This is a genomic window from Acinetobacter sp. SH20PTE14 (genome assembly GCF_021391555.1).
GTDB classification, from domain to species: Bacteria; Pseudomonadota; Gammaproteobacteria; order Pseudomonadales; family Moraxellaceae; genus Acinetobacter; species Acinetobacter amyesii.
Genome location: NZ_CP090067.1, coordinates 1,781,942 through 1,797,808 on the forward strand (window position 1 = coordinate 1,781,942; position 15,867 = coordinate 1,797,808).

General features: G+C 37.9%; 15 protein-coding genes. 4 read left to right on the forward strand and 11 right to left on the reverse strand.

The window, feature by feature from the left end:
• Window positions 1–210 precede the first annotated feature (210 nt).
• Entirely contained in the window at window positions 211–1,140 is a 930-nt protein-coding gene (locus tag LXF01_RS08865) for a LysR family transcriptional regulator (RefSeq protein ID WP_180059846.1), read from the forward strand.
• 104 nt (window positions 1,141–1,244) lie between these two features.
• Here LXF01_RS08865 and hpxO read toward each other — a convergent pair whose 3' ends face one another.
• On the reverse strand, window positions 1,245–2,402 hold the full coding sequence (gene hpxO, locus LXF01_RS08870; protein ID WP_168379620.1) for an FAD-dependent urate hydroxylase HpxO: 1,158 nt from the start codon (window positions 2,400–2,402) through the stop codon (window positions 1,245–1,247).
• Window positions 2,403–2,610: 208 nt separating this feature from the next.
• Between hpxO and alc the strand changes: the two genes are divergently transcribed.
• Together alc and LXF01_RS08880 are read left to right on the forward strand one after the other, a co-directional pair.
• Window positions 2,611–3,618: an allantoicase gene (alc, locus tag LXF01_RS08875; protein ID WP_180162653.1), complete on the forward strand. Its 1,008-nt coding sequence runs from the start codon at window positions 2,611–2,613 to the stop codon at window positions 3,616–3,618.
• 90 nt (window positions 3,619–3,708) lie between these two features.
• Window positions 3,709–4,209: an ureidoglycolate lyase gene (locus tag LXF01_RS08880; protein ID WP_180022856.1), complete on the forward strand. Its 501-nt coding sequence runs from the start codon at window positions 3,709–3,711 to the stop codon at window positions 4,207–4,209.
• 204 nt (window positions 4,210–4,413) lie between these two features.
• On the opposite strand, the gene LXF01_RS08885 is transcribed toward LXF01_RS08880, so the two are convergent.
• From LXF01_RS08885 to LXF01_RS08915, 7 genes are all read right to left on the reverse strand, one after another.
• Window positions 4,414–5,793, reverse strand: coding sequence for a nucleobase:cation symporter-2 family protein (locus tag LXF01_RS08885; RefSeq protein WP_233944051.1), 1,380 nt, complete (start codon window positions 5,791–5,793; stop codon window positions 4,414–4,416).
• A gap of 30 nt (window positions 5,794–5,823) precedes the next feature.
• Window positions 5,824–6,144 (reverse strand): hydroxyisourate hydrolase, encoded by a 321-nt coding sequence (gene uraH / locus LXF01_RS08890; protein ID WP_168379624.1) that lies wholly within the window; start codon window positions 6,142–6,144, stop codon window positions 5,824–5,826.
• On the reverse strand, window positions 6,141–6,644 hold the full coding sequence (uraD, locus tag LXF01_RS08895; protein WP_180027189.1) for a 2-oxo-4-hydroxy-4-carboxy-5-ureidoimidazoline decarboxylase: 504 nt from the start codon (window positions 6,642–6,644) through the stop codon (window positions 6,141–6,143). Before uraD ends, uraH begins: the two co-directional genes overlap by 4 nt.
• 143 nt (window positions 6,645–6,787) lie before the next feature.
• Window positions 6,788–7,750, reverse strand: coding sequence for an allantoinase PuuE (gene puuE / locus LXF01_RS08900; protein ID WP_233944058.1), 963 nt, complete (start codon window positions 7,748–7,750; stop codon window positions 6,788–6,790).
• A 97-nt stretch (window positions 7,751–7,847) separates the two neighbouring features.
• The gene (locus tag LXF01_RS08905) at window positions 7,848–8,414 is read right to left on the reverse strand and encodes a hypothetical protein (RefSeq protein ID WP_233944065.1); all 567 of its coding nucleotides are present in this window, start codon (window positions 8,412–8,414) and stop codon (window positions 7,848–7,850) included.
• A gap of 370 nt (window positions 8,415–8,784) precedes the next feature.
• On the reverse strand, window positions 8,785–9,237 hold the full coding sequence (locus LXF01_RS08910; protein ID WP_180041450.1) for a GNAT family N-acetyltransferase: 453 nt from the start codon (window positions 9,235–9,237) through the stop codon (window positions 8,785–8,787).
• A gap of 304 nt (window positions 9,238–9,541) precedes the next feature.
• Window positions 9,542–9,709, reverse strand: coding sequence for a hypothetical protein (locus LXF01_RS08915; RefSeq protein WP_180041432.1), 168 nt, complete (start codon window positions 9,707–9,709; stop codon window positions 9,542–9,544).
• A gap of 493 nt (window positions 9,710–10,202) precedes the next feature.
• Here LXF01_RS08915 and yddG point away from each other — a divergent pair, with 493 nt between their 5' ends.
• Complete coding sequence (gene yddG, locus LXF01_RS08920; RefSeq protein ID WP_233944072.1) at window positions 10,203–11,126, forward strand: aromatic amino acid DMT transporter YddG; 924 nt, start codon at window positions 10,203–10,205, stop codon at window positions 11,124–11,126.
• Window positions 11,127–11,149: 23 nt separating this feature from the next.
• Here the strand turns inward: yddG and LXF01_RS08925 are convergent, their stop codons facing one another.
• The 3 genes from LXF01_RS08925 to LXF01_RS08935 form a co-directional block, all read right to left on the reverse strand.
• Window positions 11,150–12,448: an MgtC/SapB family protein gene (locus LXF01_RS08925; RefSeq protein WP_233944085.1), complete on the reverse strand. Its 1,299-nt coding sequence runs from the start codon at window positions 12,446–12,448 to the stop codon at window positions 11,150–11,152.
• Between the two features lie 274 nt (window positions 12,449–12,722).
• On the reverse strand, window positions 12,723–13,610 hold the full coding sequence (locus LXF01_RS08930) for a DMT family transporter (protein WP_180004521.1): 888 nt from the start codon (window positions 13,608–13,610) through the stop codon (window positions 12,723–12,725).
• Between the two features lie 240 nt (window positions 13,611–13,850).
• Window positions 13,851–15,479 carry a long-chain-fatty-acid--CoA ligase gene (locus LXF01_RS08935; protein WP_233944092.1) on the reverse strand — a complete coding sequence of 543 codons (1,629 nt, stop codon included), beginning with the start codon at window positions 15,477–15,479 and terminating at the stop codon, window positions 13,851–13,853.
• Between the last annotated feature and the right edge of the window lie 388 nt (window positions 15,480–15,867).

Sequence of the window (15,867 nt, forward strand, 5' to 3'; positions counted from 1 at the left end):
GCACTATTTAAATTTTGCTAAATCCTTATTTTCTAAGTCGAAATTAAAATCTAAACACATTTCTGTCTATTAGAATGATTTGCATAGATTGTTCTGTTTTTTAGAACAATAAGCATTGATCTCTGCACGATTTGATAAAGCTGGCATGAATATCGCTTAAAATGCATAACATTATAATTCGCTAATCACGCGATAGAGATTGAAGCTTGTATGTCGATTACCTTTTCTAGATTTTCTGAATATTTTATGGCGGTTGCACGGACTGGAAGTCTGCGCAAAGCTGCTGAACAACTTTTTATTTCAGTCTCAGCAGTACATCGGCAAATCGTTTTGGCAGAGGAAGAACTGGGGGTTGCCCTATTTGAACGATTACCTCAGGGCTTAAAACTGACGCTCGCGGGTGAATTACTGTATGCCGATTTATTAAAATGGCAAAAAGAATATCAACTGACACGAACTCGATTTGATGAAATCCAAGGTTTAAACCGAGGAAACATTGAAATGGGTTTTATTGCGGCTTTGAATGATAGCTTTGTTGTCGACTGTATTCAAAAGATGGCTGAAACTTATCCGTGGATCAACCTCAACATCAGCATGAATAGCAGTGAAGATATTTCCAGAAAAATCGTTGATGCAGAATTAGATTTTGGCATTATTTTAAATCCTAAAAGCCATAGCCAATTAGAGATTTTATCCTTTATAGAAATTCCGTTGGGCTTTGTGATGTCGCCGCATCATACCCTGGGTGGAATGGATAAAATTTATCTTTCAGATACGTTAAATGAACGGCATATTTTGCCGAGTGATCCACTCATTATTAGTGAATATGTACAGACTTTATATAAACATCATAAGTTTAGTCCGATTCAAAAGATCGAATGTAATGACATTAGAATGATACTGTCATTGATTCAACAACAATTAGGCATCAGTTTGATGTCATATATGGATGCTTTGCCATTGCTTGAGAATAATAAGATTATTTTTAAACCGATCCGTGAAAAAGGTTTGCACAGTTTGACCATTGCTTTATGTGTCGCATCGAAGCGCCAAACTTCTCGAATTTCTCAGATCATGATTAATCATTTGGTGGAAAAAATGGAAGAAATTAAAATCAATTTAAAATCCATGACCCCCTAAAACCAATATTTTGGCGTTGTAATAGCAAATAATTATTTAAAAAAAAGCCAGTGCGAATAACCCGTACTGGCTGCTGAAAGCTAAAGTTTTATTAGTTTATTTTTTTAATCCAATGGATTGCCTACAATATTACTAATGATGCCTTTCATAATATGATTGCCTTGTTCTTTACGCAGTTCTGCATACCATTCGCGCGTCACACTTTCATCTTTCATATGCGTCACATCACAACGTTTACGCGCTCGCAGAACCAATTCATTAGCACGTTCATTACGTTTATTTTGATAACGACGCAATGAATCTTGTAAGCCCAAAGTATTGATTTGCAAAGAACGAGCTAAATAAATTGCATCTTCCATTGCTTGGCAACCACCTTGTCCAATATCAGGCGTTGTGCTGTGTGCTGCATCACCCACTATCACCACACGACCTTTGTAGAAATCTGCAAAAGGTTCAATATCATGAATTTCTACCCGATTGGTTTTTTTGGCATCTACAGCATCAATTAGCTTTTGAACCGGTTCACACCAACCTTTAAAGTATTCTTTAAATAAGGCCTTATATTGTGTGCGGTCATTTTCTAAGCCTGCTGCTAAAGGTACATCAAAGAAGAAATAGAATCGGTTGTCGGCAACGGGCATCAGCGAAACGCGCTTACCTTCTCCTACAAATGTCGTCCATTGATCTGCCGCAGCAAATTCTTCTGAAATATCGACTAAACCGTTCCAATTGACATAACCTGCATAGCGGCGCTCAACTTGTTCCCCCAATACATACGCCCGTGTCAATGAATGTGTACCATCGGCGCCAACCAATAAATCAGCCAGAACCTCACTTCCGTCAGCAAAACGGGTGATCACTTGATCATCTTGTTCTGAGAAGCTCACCATTTTTTTGCCTAGATGAATATTCTCACGACCAAATTCATCCATGAGCATATTTTGTAAGTCTGCGCGTGAAACTGGATAAGGTCGCTGACCAACTTCTTCGATTAAAGGAAACAGACTAAACTGTGTCATAACATCGCCCGTTAAACCATCGATATAGGCTAAGTGATCCATCTTGCCACCGAGCTTTTCGACTTGTTCGGTTAGCCCCAAATAGTTCAAACATTTGACACCGTTAGACCATAAAGAAATAGCGGCTCCAACAGGTAAAATTTGTTCTGCCTGTTCATAGATGGTTACTTGGTGTCCAAATTTTTTCAAAGCGATCCCTGTCGTTAGGCCCGCCATACCTGCACCAATAATTGTAATGTCCATCTATAACTCCCCTGTGTTTTTTTAAATATCTTTCTCCTAAAAAGCGAAAAGCATGCCATTTTTTCAAACAAACAATAAAAAAATCTAAAGTTGGCACACGCTGTGCTTCTAAACACGTGTAAATGCTAGTTTTTATCAAATGTTAAATTTTTAACACTAAAAACAAAATGCATATGTTTTAAATGAAAATAGTGAATGGATTTTATATATGGCGACTTTACTCGCACCAAGTTTTGATATTCCTGCACAATTACAGACACTTACAAATTTAGCAGATGACCGTATTGGTGCAAAAATACTTGAATGTTCAGATGATTTTTTTGCAGAAGCAAAACGCATGCTTCAATTTAATGCACCTATCTTCGTCGAAGATAAATTTGATGATCATGGCAAATGGATGGATGGTTGGGAAACGCGTCGTAAACGCCATGCAGGTTATGATTGGGCAATCATCCAACTCGGTGTTGCTGGACGAATTCAAGCCTTAGATATTGATACAACATTCTTTACAGGGAATTATCCAGCTTCCGCATCAGTTGAAGCCTGTTTTGCACCAAGTGGTGAGCTAGCACAGGCAGCATGGGTCAATATCTTAGACAATACCGTATTGGGCCCGAGCCAACACCATATATTGAAGGTCTCAAATGATCAGGTGTTTACCCATGTACGTTTAAATATATATCCAGACGGTGGTATTGCACGATTTAAAGTCTATGGTGAAGTTCAGGTTCAAATTCAAGACAGTACGAGCACATTAGACCTTGTTGCACTGGAAAATGGTGGACGCGTAATTGCTTATAGTGATGCTCATTTTGGACATCCACGAAACTTAATTAACCCTGGTCGTGGTATCAATATGGGAGATGGTTGGGAAACTAAACGTCGCCGTGCACCAGGTTTTGACTGGTGTATTTTGGCTTTGGGTCAATCTGGTGCAATAGAGAAAATTGATATTGATACTGCCCATTTTAAAGGCAACTTCCCTGCGCAGGTTTCCATACAAGCGATCTATGTGGAAGATGCCACTGACCCTCAACTGATTCCGCAAAGTATGTTCTGGCCGTTTTTGCTCGACGCACAAGACATGCAGATGGATCACATTCATAGCTTCGTCAGTGAGATTTTAAAGCATGAAAAAATATCGCATATCCGCATCAATATGATTCCTGACGGGGGGATTAGTCGCATACGGTTATGGGGAAAAATACATCCTTAATTGCAATATAGATAAAATAGGAAGCCTTCGTGCTTCCTATGTGTATGGTTTCAATTTTTTTAATTAAATGCCTTACTAAGATATCTAAACATGACACATAGCATAAAAATACAAGCTCTAAGTATTGAAGGCTTTGCGCCTTTTGGAGAGGTCATTTGCACGACTGGACATGATTTTTTCCACATCAATGACACACATACAGAGCGATATCATGCCCTCGTGGAAACAGAAATTTCAGGTGATGCGGTTGCTGGAATTAGCATCTTTAGAAATATCAAAACCACTGAATTGCCTTTTACGATTTCGATGTTGGAGCGTCATCCCAACGGCTCACAAGCGTTTATTCCAATGCAAGCGCAGGCTTTTTTAGTGGTAGTTGCACCTGCGTTGGATGATCACAGCCCTGATCTTACACAGCTATGTGCTTTCATCACTGATGGGAGCCAAGGAGTCAACTATCGTGCAGGAACATGGCATCATCCTCTCCTGACACTCGAAGCACCCAGTAGCTTTGCCGTCATCGATCGTATTGGCATTGGACATAATTGTGATGTGTTCCAGTTCCAAACGCCTATTCACATTTCAAATTAATGTATTTTTAGCTTAAACACTTACAGTTAAATAGACTAAAAATCACTTAACCAATTGTTAATACATAATTAATTTCATCTTTTGATATTATTTAATTTAAACATAACGCATTAAAAAAGCCCTCAATTCAAAGGGCTTTATTTATTCTATACAAACTATATTCTATGAATCATCGTGTGGTTCAAGACCCAAGATTGCCAATGATTAATGTTGTACATCTATCGCCATGCTTGGTTTTTTAACCTGATCTTTGCTCATAGTCACTTCTTTATTTTTAAATAAATTCAAATGATTGAACACAATATTTAAAATAATCGCCATCAAACAAGTTGAACTAATGCCTGAATGAAAGAGTGTTTGCACCCATTTCGGGAAGTTTGCGTAGAAAGAATGATCGATAATTGGAATCATCCCTGCTGCAATCGCAGTCGCAACAATGATGAGGTTCTTTTGCTCGTTATAGTCAATTTTCGCCAAGGTACGAATACCACTTGCCGCAACCGTTCCAAACAAAACTAAACCAGCACCACCTAATACAGGGACAGGAATCGCTGCAATCAGTCGCCCCATAATTGGCAGAACGCCTAATACGACTAAAATCATTCCACCCGCTGCGACAACAAAGCGACTTTTCACGCCAGTAATCGCTACTAAACCGACATTTTGTGCAAAAGCACTTTGCATGAATGAGCCGAAGATTGGCGCTGCTGCACTAGATAACATATCTGCACGTAAGCCATTGGTAATACGCTCAGCATCCACTTTAGTACCAACAATCTCCCCAACGGCAATAATATCTGCTGTCGTTTCAGTCATAATCACTAAAGTCACGATCAACATAGCAATAATGGCACTTAACTCAAAAGTTGGCATACCGAAAGCAAAGAAGCTTGGAAATTGAATCCAGTTACCATTTGCAACTTTAGAAAAATCGCCAAAACCAAAGGCATAAGCCAGCACCGTACCGAAGACAATGGCCAACAAAATTGATAAACGTCGGATAGTTGCATTACGGGTTAAGTTCAGCGCAATCACGATACCCAAAGTTAAAAATGCCAAACTGATGTTCTCAGCATTTCCCCAGTCTGGTGCTTTATTATTGCCCCCCATCATCCAGCGTACCGCTACAGGAAGCAATGAAAGACCAATCACGGTGATCACACAGCCTGTCACAATCGGTGGGAAAAAACGAATAATTTTTGAAAAATAAGGTGCTAGGAAAAAGCCAATTAGGGATGCAACAATCACCGCGCCATAAACAGCAGAAAGCCCACCGCCTGCGGTTACTATGGCAATCATCGTCGCCACACCTGCAAATGAAACACCTTGTACTAAGGGTAATTTTGCACCGATATATTTCACACCTACGGTTTGTAGTATGGTCGCCAAGCCACCGACAAAAAGCGCCGCCGCAATCAATAAACCGATTTGCGCAGGTTCAAGTCCCGCGGCTGTACCAATAATCAATGGCGGAGCGATAATACCGCCATACATGGTTAATACATGCTGTAAACCATAGGCAAGGCTTTTCCCTGCGCCTAAATATTCATGTTCTGGTGAATCTGTTTTATCTTGTTCTGTCATTTTTATATCCCCTATTTTTTAACTTTGCTCTTAGCTGCCACGATACGTTGAATATGCAAATGGGCTGATGAGTAAAGGAATATGAAAATGCTGCGAGGCATCTTTTACATAAAAATGAATCACAGCTTTCGGAAAAAAGGTTTCGGTATTTAAAGTCTGAAAATATTCAGCAGTCGCAAATTCAAGGCTATAAGCACCTGCTGTAAAGTCCTTCAGCGCAAAATCATTGACGCGACCATCTGCATTGGTTTGGGCTGAACCTAGTAACTCTCCGTGTGCATTAAATAATTGAATGTGGACATTCGCTGCAGGTTTACCCAGATTGGTATCTAAAATATGTGAGCTAATCATGCGCTAAGCTCCTGTTTTAATCTTAATAAGGCAATTTCAGCCAATTGATGATGAACAATTCGTTTTTCAGTTTCAGGATCATTCAATAATCGATATTGCAGTGCCTGTAGTACATCTTCACTACTGAGGCCAGAAGCTTTGATTAAAAAGAGATATCCGTACTTTTTCTCATACGCGACATTGCCTTTGAGCAATGCAAATTGAGTTTCTTCATCTGCTGAAATTTCAGACTGTTCTTGATTTGAAAATTGTTGTTCCAAACAACTTAATTCTGCCTGTGCCTTTTTTTCACCAATCCGTGGATGGTTATCTAAAGCATTTTTGATTTCATCCCAAGTCCAAGCATTTGCAGCTTTTACTGCTTGCTCTGTGATTTGCGTGACACAGGTATAAGGACGCTGCGCCACAATGTGTTCTGCCCAGCCTTCAATTTGCACACAGTGCTTTAAAAAAGTTTTTACATCTGCTTCGGATGCTTTATTAAATTCAACAAGTTGCACTATAAAATCGCCTAAAATTATTGAATGATTGTTCAAATTTAGTTTTGCAATATCAGTGCCAACCTAGGTCTATGATGTCAGTTACCTATGTACAGGCCTAAAAAAAGAGGAGCTAAGCTCCTCTTTATCCAACTATTTTTTTATTAGACTGCATGATGTGTATACCAATGTTCCGCGATATCACCACGGCGACAGATCCACACTTTTTCATGTGATTGCACATAATCTAAGAATCGTTGTAGTGCTTTAAAACGGCCTGGTCGCCCTAAAATACGACAATGCATCCCAATCGATAACATTTTTGGCGCGCTTTCACCTTCTTCATATAGCACATCAAAAGCATCTTTAAGATATTGATAAAATTGTTCACCACTGTTGAAACCACCCGGTGAACAAAACTTCATATCATTGCTTTCGAGTGTATAAGGAATAATTAAATGAGGACGGGTTAGACCATTTTCATTCGTCAAATGACTCCAAAAAGGTAAATCATCACCATAGTGATCACAGTCATATTTAATTTGCGGAAATTCAGCCAATAGCTGACGTGTGTTGGGACTGTCACGCCCTGTGTACCAGCCAATAGGCGTCTTTCCAAATAAAGCTTCAAGCACACTAATCGCTTGATCCATGTGCTGACGTTCCAGCTCTATCGGCATATCCTGATAATGTAACCAGCGTTGACCATGTGAAACGACATCATAGTTGGCTTGTTTGATCGCTTCGACGATATAAGGATTGCGCGCTAAAGCCATACCAACGCCAAAGACCGTCATAGGTAAATCACGTTTTTTAAATTCTTCATGAATCCGCCAAAAACCGGCTCTGGAGCCATATTCATACATCGAGTCCATCGACATATGTTTGGCAGGAAAACTGGCCGCTCCAATAATATCGGATAAGAATTGTTCTGATCCTGCATCCCCATGTTCGATGTGGTTTTCTCCACCTTCTTCATAGTTCAACACGAACTGCACTGCGATCCGTGCCTGATTAGGCCATACGACTTGAGGAACATTACCATGATATCCAATTAGGTCTCTGGAATAATCCTGTTGTTGGATCTGGTCAATTAAGTTTTGTCCACGTAAGTAGCCTGTAGTCACTTCAACTTCCTAATTTGTTATATCAAACAGTAAAAAAATTAGGTAGAAGCAAGCAAATTATGCGCCAATGTCATAGATGGCTAAATAGCTTTTCATATCAATGACCATTGCCATTTTTTAAAATATTGAATGGTTGCCCTGAATCATCTGCAATGATTGAAATTTGCCAAATTTCATCTATTTCTGGAAAATTCTGATGCAATTGATCAATGAAATAGTAATAACCTGGTGTATTATCCGTAATATAAATGATTGTATTTGAACACAATATATAGAGTTGAATCTCATCAATGGTTCCAATATTTTGGCGTACGACATCTATACTTTGAATATCTTTCCATAATATAGTTTTAGTGCTTATTTCAGGCCCAGTTATAGTGTATGTGAAACCATCATTAAAATATTCAAAATCACCTTTATCCTGTCTTACACTCTCAAATTCATTTGTTTTATTTTTTATATCTTGTTTTAAATCAATAGAATCTACAAACCAAATATGAGGATGATAAATTATTGCATTCCAAATAATAAAAATACAAAGTGTAATAAACCAGATATAAGCAGTAATTACTATTGTAAGCACTGCCAATATAAACAAGATAAAACCAAAATTTAGGTTTAAAAATAATATAGTTGAAGTTCTTATTGGTAGCCGTACTTTCATTGGCAACTGCTTGAATAAAATATTACCATCATTCAATTTTTCGTTATATTTAAAGTAAAAACAAATTGCCAGTATTAAGAATGATATTAAACTAATGAATGTAAAATGTTTTTCCCATATTTGCCAATTAGATAAAAAATATATAAAAATGACCATAAATATTGAAATTGAACAATACATCGTAAGTAAGGAATTTAAAAAAATATGCATTCTCATTGTTTGTTTAATCTAGTAATTTTTTAATGGTATAACTATACTTAATTATTGATAAATTTAAAGCGTCATGATGAAATGTCTTTGTAAAACTATCTCATCATGCTCTGGAAAATTAATTTTTATTTAATGATTTTTAAATAAGATTTAATATTTTTCAATGTTTTATAGGTTTAGTTACCTGCTTTCTCATAGGTATGTAGTGAATTCCCCATTGCTGAGTTAATTCACCTACAATCTCAAAGCCAAATTTTTTATAAATTTCTAAAGCATAGAAACTCGAATTTACCGTAATATGCTCAGGCTCATGCTGCATTATTACGCTTTCTATAAACTCCCACATTTGACGTCCAAAACCTTGGCCATGATATTCAGGTTTCAAGAAAAAATGCATGAGATGTGCAGGATGCACATAAGCTACATTGCCAACGATTTCTTGATTTATTTCAGCAACAAAATAATGGATTAAATCACGCTCAAAAATATGTTTGAGCATGTGGGGCTTAAAGCGCTCACGACCTTCTTCACTGCAAATAACATCATCGACAAATGGTTCAATGACTGCCGCGATTCCATCAACATCCTCTACACAGGCTGGGCGTATGATCATTTTTAGCATGTTGTTCTCTTTATAAAAGTAATCCTTAAACTTCCTCCGTCAAAGAAAATAAACTTTCTTAAAAGAGTCATTTAATGAATTATCGCTTTTAGCTGTTATTTTTCAATACGTTTAAAAGTTACTTCAGCTAAATTTAAAGTAGATGTTGTACATCCAATATGCAATTGTCATTCAAATATTTTTCAGCACAATTTTAAAATATATGTGAGGCATAAATGCTGAATGAATTCAGAAAACATAAAAATCCCCCACGTTTGGAGGATTTTTTACTTTATTTATTGAATAGCCATTATTTTTAATACACATCACGGCGGTAACGACCTGCTTTACGCAGTGTATGCAGTTGTTCAATGCCCAGTATCTCTTGCAAAGTGGCATCTACCGCTTTAACCATATTTAAACTGCCGCAGATATAGAGACAAGCCCCTTGCTCTAGCCAATCAATCAATTCAGCTTTTTTCACAACTAGGACATCTTGCACATATTTTTAAGCAAATCCATCACGAGAAAATACCCGATCGATTTCTGCAATTTTACCTTGGTTTTGTAATTCATGCAGTTCATCAGCAAAAATTGCATCGAAATCTTGTTGATGCTCACCATAAATTAACCAGTTTTGATAGTGCTCTGTTGCGACACGTTGCTAAAGATGTGAAAGCAAACCCGCCATTCCTGAGCCATTGCCAATCATAATTGCCGACTTAACGCCCTCTGCTAAGTGAAAATTTGGATTCGCACGAATATAGGCATGAATACATTGTCCAAGTTTTAAATCTTGTGTTAATAAACCAGAACCTAAACCTAGTTCATCGCCATGCTGCTCTTGACGTACGACGAGCTCTAAATCTTTTTAATTAAATAGAGTTTGATAATTTCACGCTTATACTAAACGACTGAATAAAGACTATAATAAAAATTAAAAATTCATTCGCCATTTGCGAAATCTTCGAGCAATCATGTCCAAAAATCTTGCAACGCTGATTGGATTCAGTGCAATCTTACAATGGTCTTCTATTGTTGGTTTACTTAAGAAAATTAGTTTCAGTATTGGCCCTGATCTTGCTGTGCTCTTTATGTATACCTTGAGCGCAATTATTCTATTGCTCTTATTTAAAATTCCAAACCTTAAACTGGTTCCGCGCCAATTTTTGATATATGCCACCCTTTTATTTGTGATTTATGAGTTGTGTTTTTCGTATGCCATTGCTTTGGCTCAAACAGCTCAACAAGCGATTGAAATCAGTTTGGTCAATTATTTATGGCCGAGTCTGACAATTGCCGCGTTAATATTATTTAAAGAATTAAAATTTAACTTTTTCGTAATCATTGGTTTAGCCATTAGTTTGGGCGGCATTATTTTAATCCAAACTGTTAACGGAAGTTTTAACTGGTCTACAGTCTTTACCAACATTCAGTCCAATCCATTAAGCTATTTTCTTGCTTTTATGGGCGCTAGTTTATGGTCACTCTACTGTGTGATTACACGTAAATACAGTCATGGACATAACCCTATTTCATTCTTTTTCGTCGTAATTACCATTGTACTATGGCTAAAAATGTTGATATTTCACGGTATTCCGCGAATGCCTACCGTAGACTTACATACCGGTATGTATATGTTAATCGTGTCCATCGTGACTGCATTGGGCTATGCAGCGTGGAATGTAGGTATTATAAAAGGCAATATTACGATATTGGTGACCTTATCGTATTTTAGTCCGATTTTTTCTTCGGTTATTTCAATGTTTATTTTACAGACACCACTGAGTTTAAGTTTTTGGCATGGTGCCATTTTAGTGACATTCGGTTCGCTGGTATGTTGGATTTCAACCAGCTGGCCACAAATAAAAGCCAAATTAATGCAATTGCGCCATGAATAATATGAAGCAGTCACTTGGCTCATTTATCTTAAACGGAATAACAAAACCGCGATTAGGCACAGCATATGAAGTAACTGTGTTGGTGCAAAATATAGAAAATATTTCCAGCCGCCTGTGAGAAATGCATTCACACATTTTGAAATTGCATGGGCTGATAATCCAATCACCACAGCATAAACCAGTGTCAAATTATCGATATTACCTTGCATCACAACGGTTGCCATAGCTGCATGGACTTCAAAGAGTGATGCTAATAATGTCCCTAAAATTAAGCCTTTATCACCTAAAGCGAGATTTAATCCATAAACAAGTGCTTGGATCAAAGTAAGCGTGATGGCAATGATTGCCGCCTGTTTTAAGCTAAACATTCGACTATCGGTCTTTTCTAACTGTGCTGGTTCATTCGCCTCTACACGAAGCATTTCAGGTTCTGACTCTTTATTATGCTGAACCTGAGATGAGCCATAAATCAGATATAACGCAGCAAGGACCAATATCAAGATGCCGACGATACTTGGTATAACTAATATTTTAAACCAGGCAAAACTCACCCCAAGGACAATGATCAAAAGTTGAACCAATGTCGCAACACATGAAAAAAGTCCTGCCCCTGCATTACTTTTGGCACTGGCTTTTCCTGCTCGCACTTCCATGCCTAAGCTTGCGATTGTTGCTGTGCTCGACACAAAACCTGATGCCAAGGCCGATAAAATAATGGCTTTATCAGAAGATAGAAGCCGCTTGGCGATGTGCGCTAATGACTGCACCACCAAGATCAATATCAGTAATTTTAAAATCACATAGGGATTTAATACTGAACCCCAATAGGCTTGATTCGGAGTTAAAGGTAAGGCAATTAGGATCAATGCCAGTAAAAAGACTCCATCTCTTAACTCATAGTCTTTGATCCAATGCGCTGCAAAATGATGTAAGCCTTTTTTTCCAACTAATATGAGGGTCAGCACCACAGCCAAACACGCAGCCAATGGAATATTAAATACACAAGCAGCGCCGATTAAATAGGTCATAACAAAAGCAAGTTCTGTGGTTGTGCCAATATCTTGTTTTTGCTGGCTTAATCCATAATAGCTAAACATACTGACGACAATTGCACCGATTACACCAACAGCTAAATGGATTAAAAAACACAATGCTCCAAACAGCGCACAAATGGTAAATGAGCGTAAACCGGCAAAGCTCTGTTCACTGTCCAAATTGTTGTTACGTTGACGCTCCAAACCGATGAGCAATCCACAGCCTAAAGCCGAAGCTAAAATAGTTAACAACGCTGGGAAGGATAATGTTTGTATGAGTATTTCCAAATTTAAGCCCTCCCATCAATACATTGTTTATTTTGGCAATATAAATAAAAAATAATATAAAAATTTAACGCTAAAATTTGAAAAAAACATATAAATTGAACAACTTGAGCATTTTCAATCATGTTCAAAGTTTAGTCATACTTTAAATCATAAACAATTCCATGATAAATATCCTAGTGGACATCAAATATTTCTCATCTTTTAATTAAAAAAATATTCGAAAATCTGACTTAAATTCGGACTTTTTTACCTTCATGTCTGTTTAAAGCACACATTAAGCCCAAATCACCATAATCGCAGCAATCACCACAAGGGCTAATCCCCAATGATCGGTTCTTGCGAGTTTTTCCTTAAAGAAATATGCAGAGATTAAGAGGCTAAATAAGATTTCGATTTGACCTAGGGTTTTGACAATCGCAACCGTTTGCATGCTCATAGCAGTAAACCAGCCCAAGGACGCTAGAAAGCTACAGACACTAACGCGAAAGGTCAGACCGACTCTCTCCCACATGGCAATGAGCGTTTTGCGGCTAAATAGACTGAGGTACAGCAGCATAATCACACATTGAAAGCCAATTACACTCAACAACACCCACGCCGCACGATGCAAAGTCGGTAAATCACTTAGCTCTAAACTGGCTTCACGAACCAATAAAGAGGTAATTGCAAAACTTAATCCACTTCCTACACCAATGCATAACGTTGGCAGAGATAATTTTTGTCGTTGAGAACCTTTGCTTAAAAGAAAAACGGCAACACCACCAACCAAAACACCAATCCAACCAAATAAACTTAAATGTTCACTTAAGAAAATCACCCCAACAATGGCCGCAAATATGGCTTCACTTTTCGCTAAACCGACGCCGATGGCATAATTCTTTTGTTTGAAAAGTAAGACCATTAAAATCGTCGCTAAAATTTGACTTAGTCCTGCAATCACCACATAGACCCAAAACATAGGTGTAAATGTGGTTACCTGACTCACAGGCTGTTGTTGGTACAGCACAAATAAATAAATGCAGGCAAATGGGAGCCCAAAAATAAACCGAGCAAGGGTGACACCATACACATCAACAGTGGTACTGAGTTGTTTTTGAAATGCATTGCGCCATGACTGCATAAAAGCAGCCATTAAAGTGAATAAGATCCAAACTGGAAACATAAGAAAGGTGATTTAACGGTGGATGCCTCATCAATTTACGCTTTTATTGAATTGAATGCGACCCAACACGGCTAGATTATTCATTGAACTTGGTTATAGATTCGTTGAAAAAAATTTATTTAAAAACCTGATATTAAGAACTAGGTATGTATCGAAAGATAATTTTTTATAAAAAACGCAAAGGCATGTTACCTTTGCGTTTTGCACTTTACCAACATTTAGTTAGTGACTTACATCAAGTTAGCTTTCTAGTAATACAGCACCAAATTGCTCACGTAGATCTTTTTTCAGCATTTTACCTGTTCCACTCAAAGGAATAGCATCCACAAAAATCACTTTATCTGGCACCTGCCATTTAGCAACTTTATCTGCATAATAATCCAAAATTTCTGTATCAGATAAATCGACATCTGGCTTTTTAATTGCAATTAATACAGGACGCTCATCCCATTTCGGATGGGTCGCTGCAATCACTGCCGCCATAGCAATTTTAGGATGTCCCATAGCCAAGTTTTCTAACTCAACGGAAGAAATCCATTCACCGCCCGATTTGATCAAATCTTTTGAACGGTCACTAATTTTTAAGAAACCATCTTCGTTCAGGGTTGCAATATCCCCGGTATCAAACCAACCATCTGAGGTTAATGCAGATTCTGTTTTGCCAAAGTAATTGCCAATAATCCAATGCCCTTGGATCTGCAAATTACCCGTCGTTTCGCCATCACGTGCAACTTCGTGTGTACCGTTTTCTTCATCGGTAATACGTAAATCGACCCCAAATGGTGGACGACCTTGAGACAATCTTACTTGTAATTGTTCTTCTTCAGATAATAATAAATGTTTGGCTTTAAACTGGTTTGAAGAACCTAATGGACTGGTTTCAGTCATCCCCCAAGCATGAATCGTTTCACAGTTAAATTGTTCTTTAAAGACTTTCAACATCGCAGGTGGGCAAGCAGATCCACCAACCACATTTCGCACTAAACTTTGGAGCTGACTGCCCGCTTGCTGCGCAGCATTGATTAATCCCTGCCAAATCGTTGGAACACCCAATGCAACAGATACTTTATAATCATCAATCATTTGCGTCAGGCTTGCTCCATCTAAACCTGGGCCTGGCAGCACTAAGGTGCAACCCACCATAGCCGCAGCATATGGCGTACCCCATGCATTGACATGGAACATCGGCACAACAGGCATCATAATATCTCTCGCTGAGATATTTAATGAATCTGGCATACAAATCGCATAACTGTGTAAGACTGTTGAACGATGACTATACAACACACCTTTAGGATTGCCTGTGGTACCCGAGGTATAACATAAAGAACTAGCCGATAATTCATCTAATTCTGGCCATGTATAGTCTGCAGATTGCCCCGCGATAAGTTCGTCATAAAACTTCACATCTGGCACCGCTTCGACAATTGCTGCATCTGGTGCATCTAAGCAAATAAAATGTTCAACAGATTTTAATAGTGGTTTTACTGCTTTGATTAAAGGCAAAAAGGTTTTATCAAATAACATGACGCGGTCTGCGGCATCATTGATGATAAAAATTAATTGTTCTGGAAATAAACGCGGATTAATGGTGTGACAAACATAGCCGCTACCTGAAATAGCGTACCAAGACTCTAAATGACGGTGGTTATTCCAAGCGATGGTCGCAACACGATCCCCTAAATTTAAACCGAGTGATGCAAGAACATTGGCAAATCGTTTTGAATTTTTATGGACTACACCCCAAGTGGTTTTCGTAATCGTTGTGTCTGTATTTTTTGAAATGACTAAACTATCCGCATGATAGCGACCCGCATGTTCAATCATGCTACTAATCAAAAGCGGTTTAAACATCATATTACCAAGCATTCTTTGCTCCCACATTCATCCATATTGAGTTGTTGTTTTTCCGCACTGTCTTGCAGATTTTTTAAAACTTTGTACCATGTCAAAAGTGATTATTCTTTATCGACAAGGTTGAAAGCAGTAGATATGAAACGCATATCCAAAACTGATTCTTATGTTTTAACCTTAATTGATTTTAGAATCCACTGTTTTATTGCTCAAAATATGAATGCTTTAGTGGTATAAAATGCAAAAATTAAAGCTTTAGACCTATTCAAAATATAGTCTTATTTAGTTATAACACTGCTGCTTTAAAAATGTCGTTTTCAGTTATCAAATAATCGACTGAGTCAATTGGTATAAAAAAACCCAGTCTAGATACACTGGGTTCATTCGTTGCATTAGCCGTTTT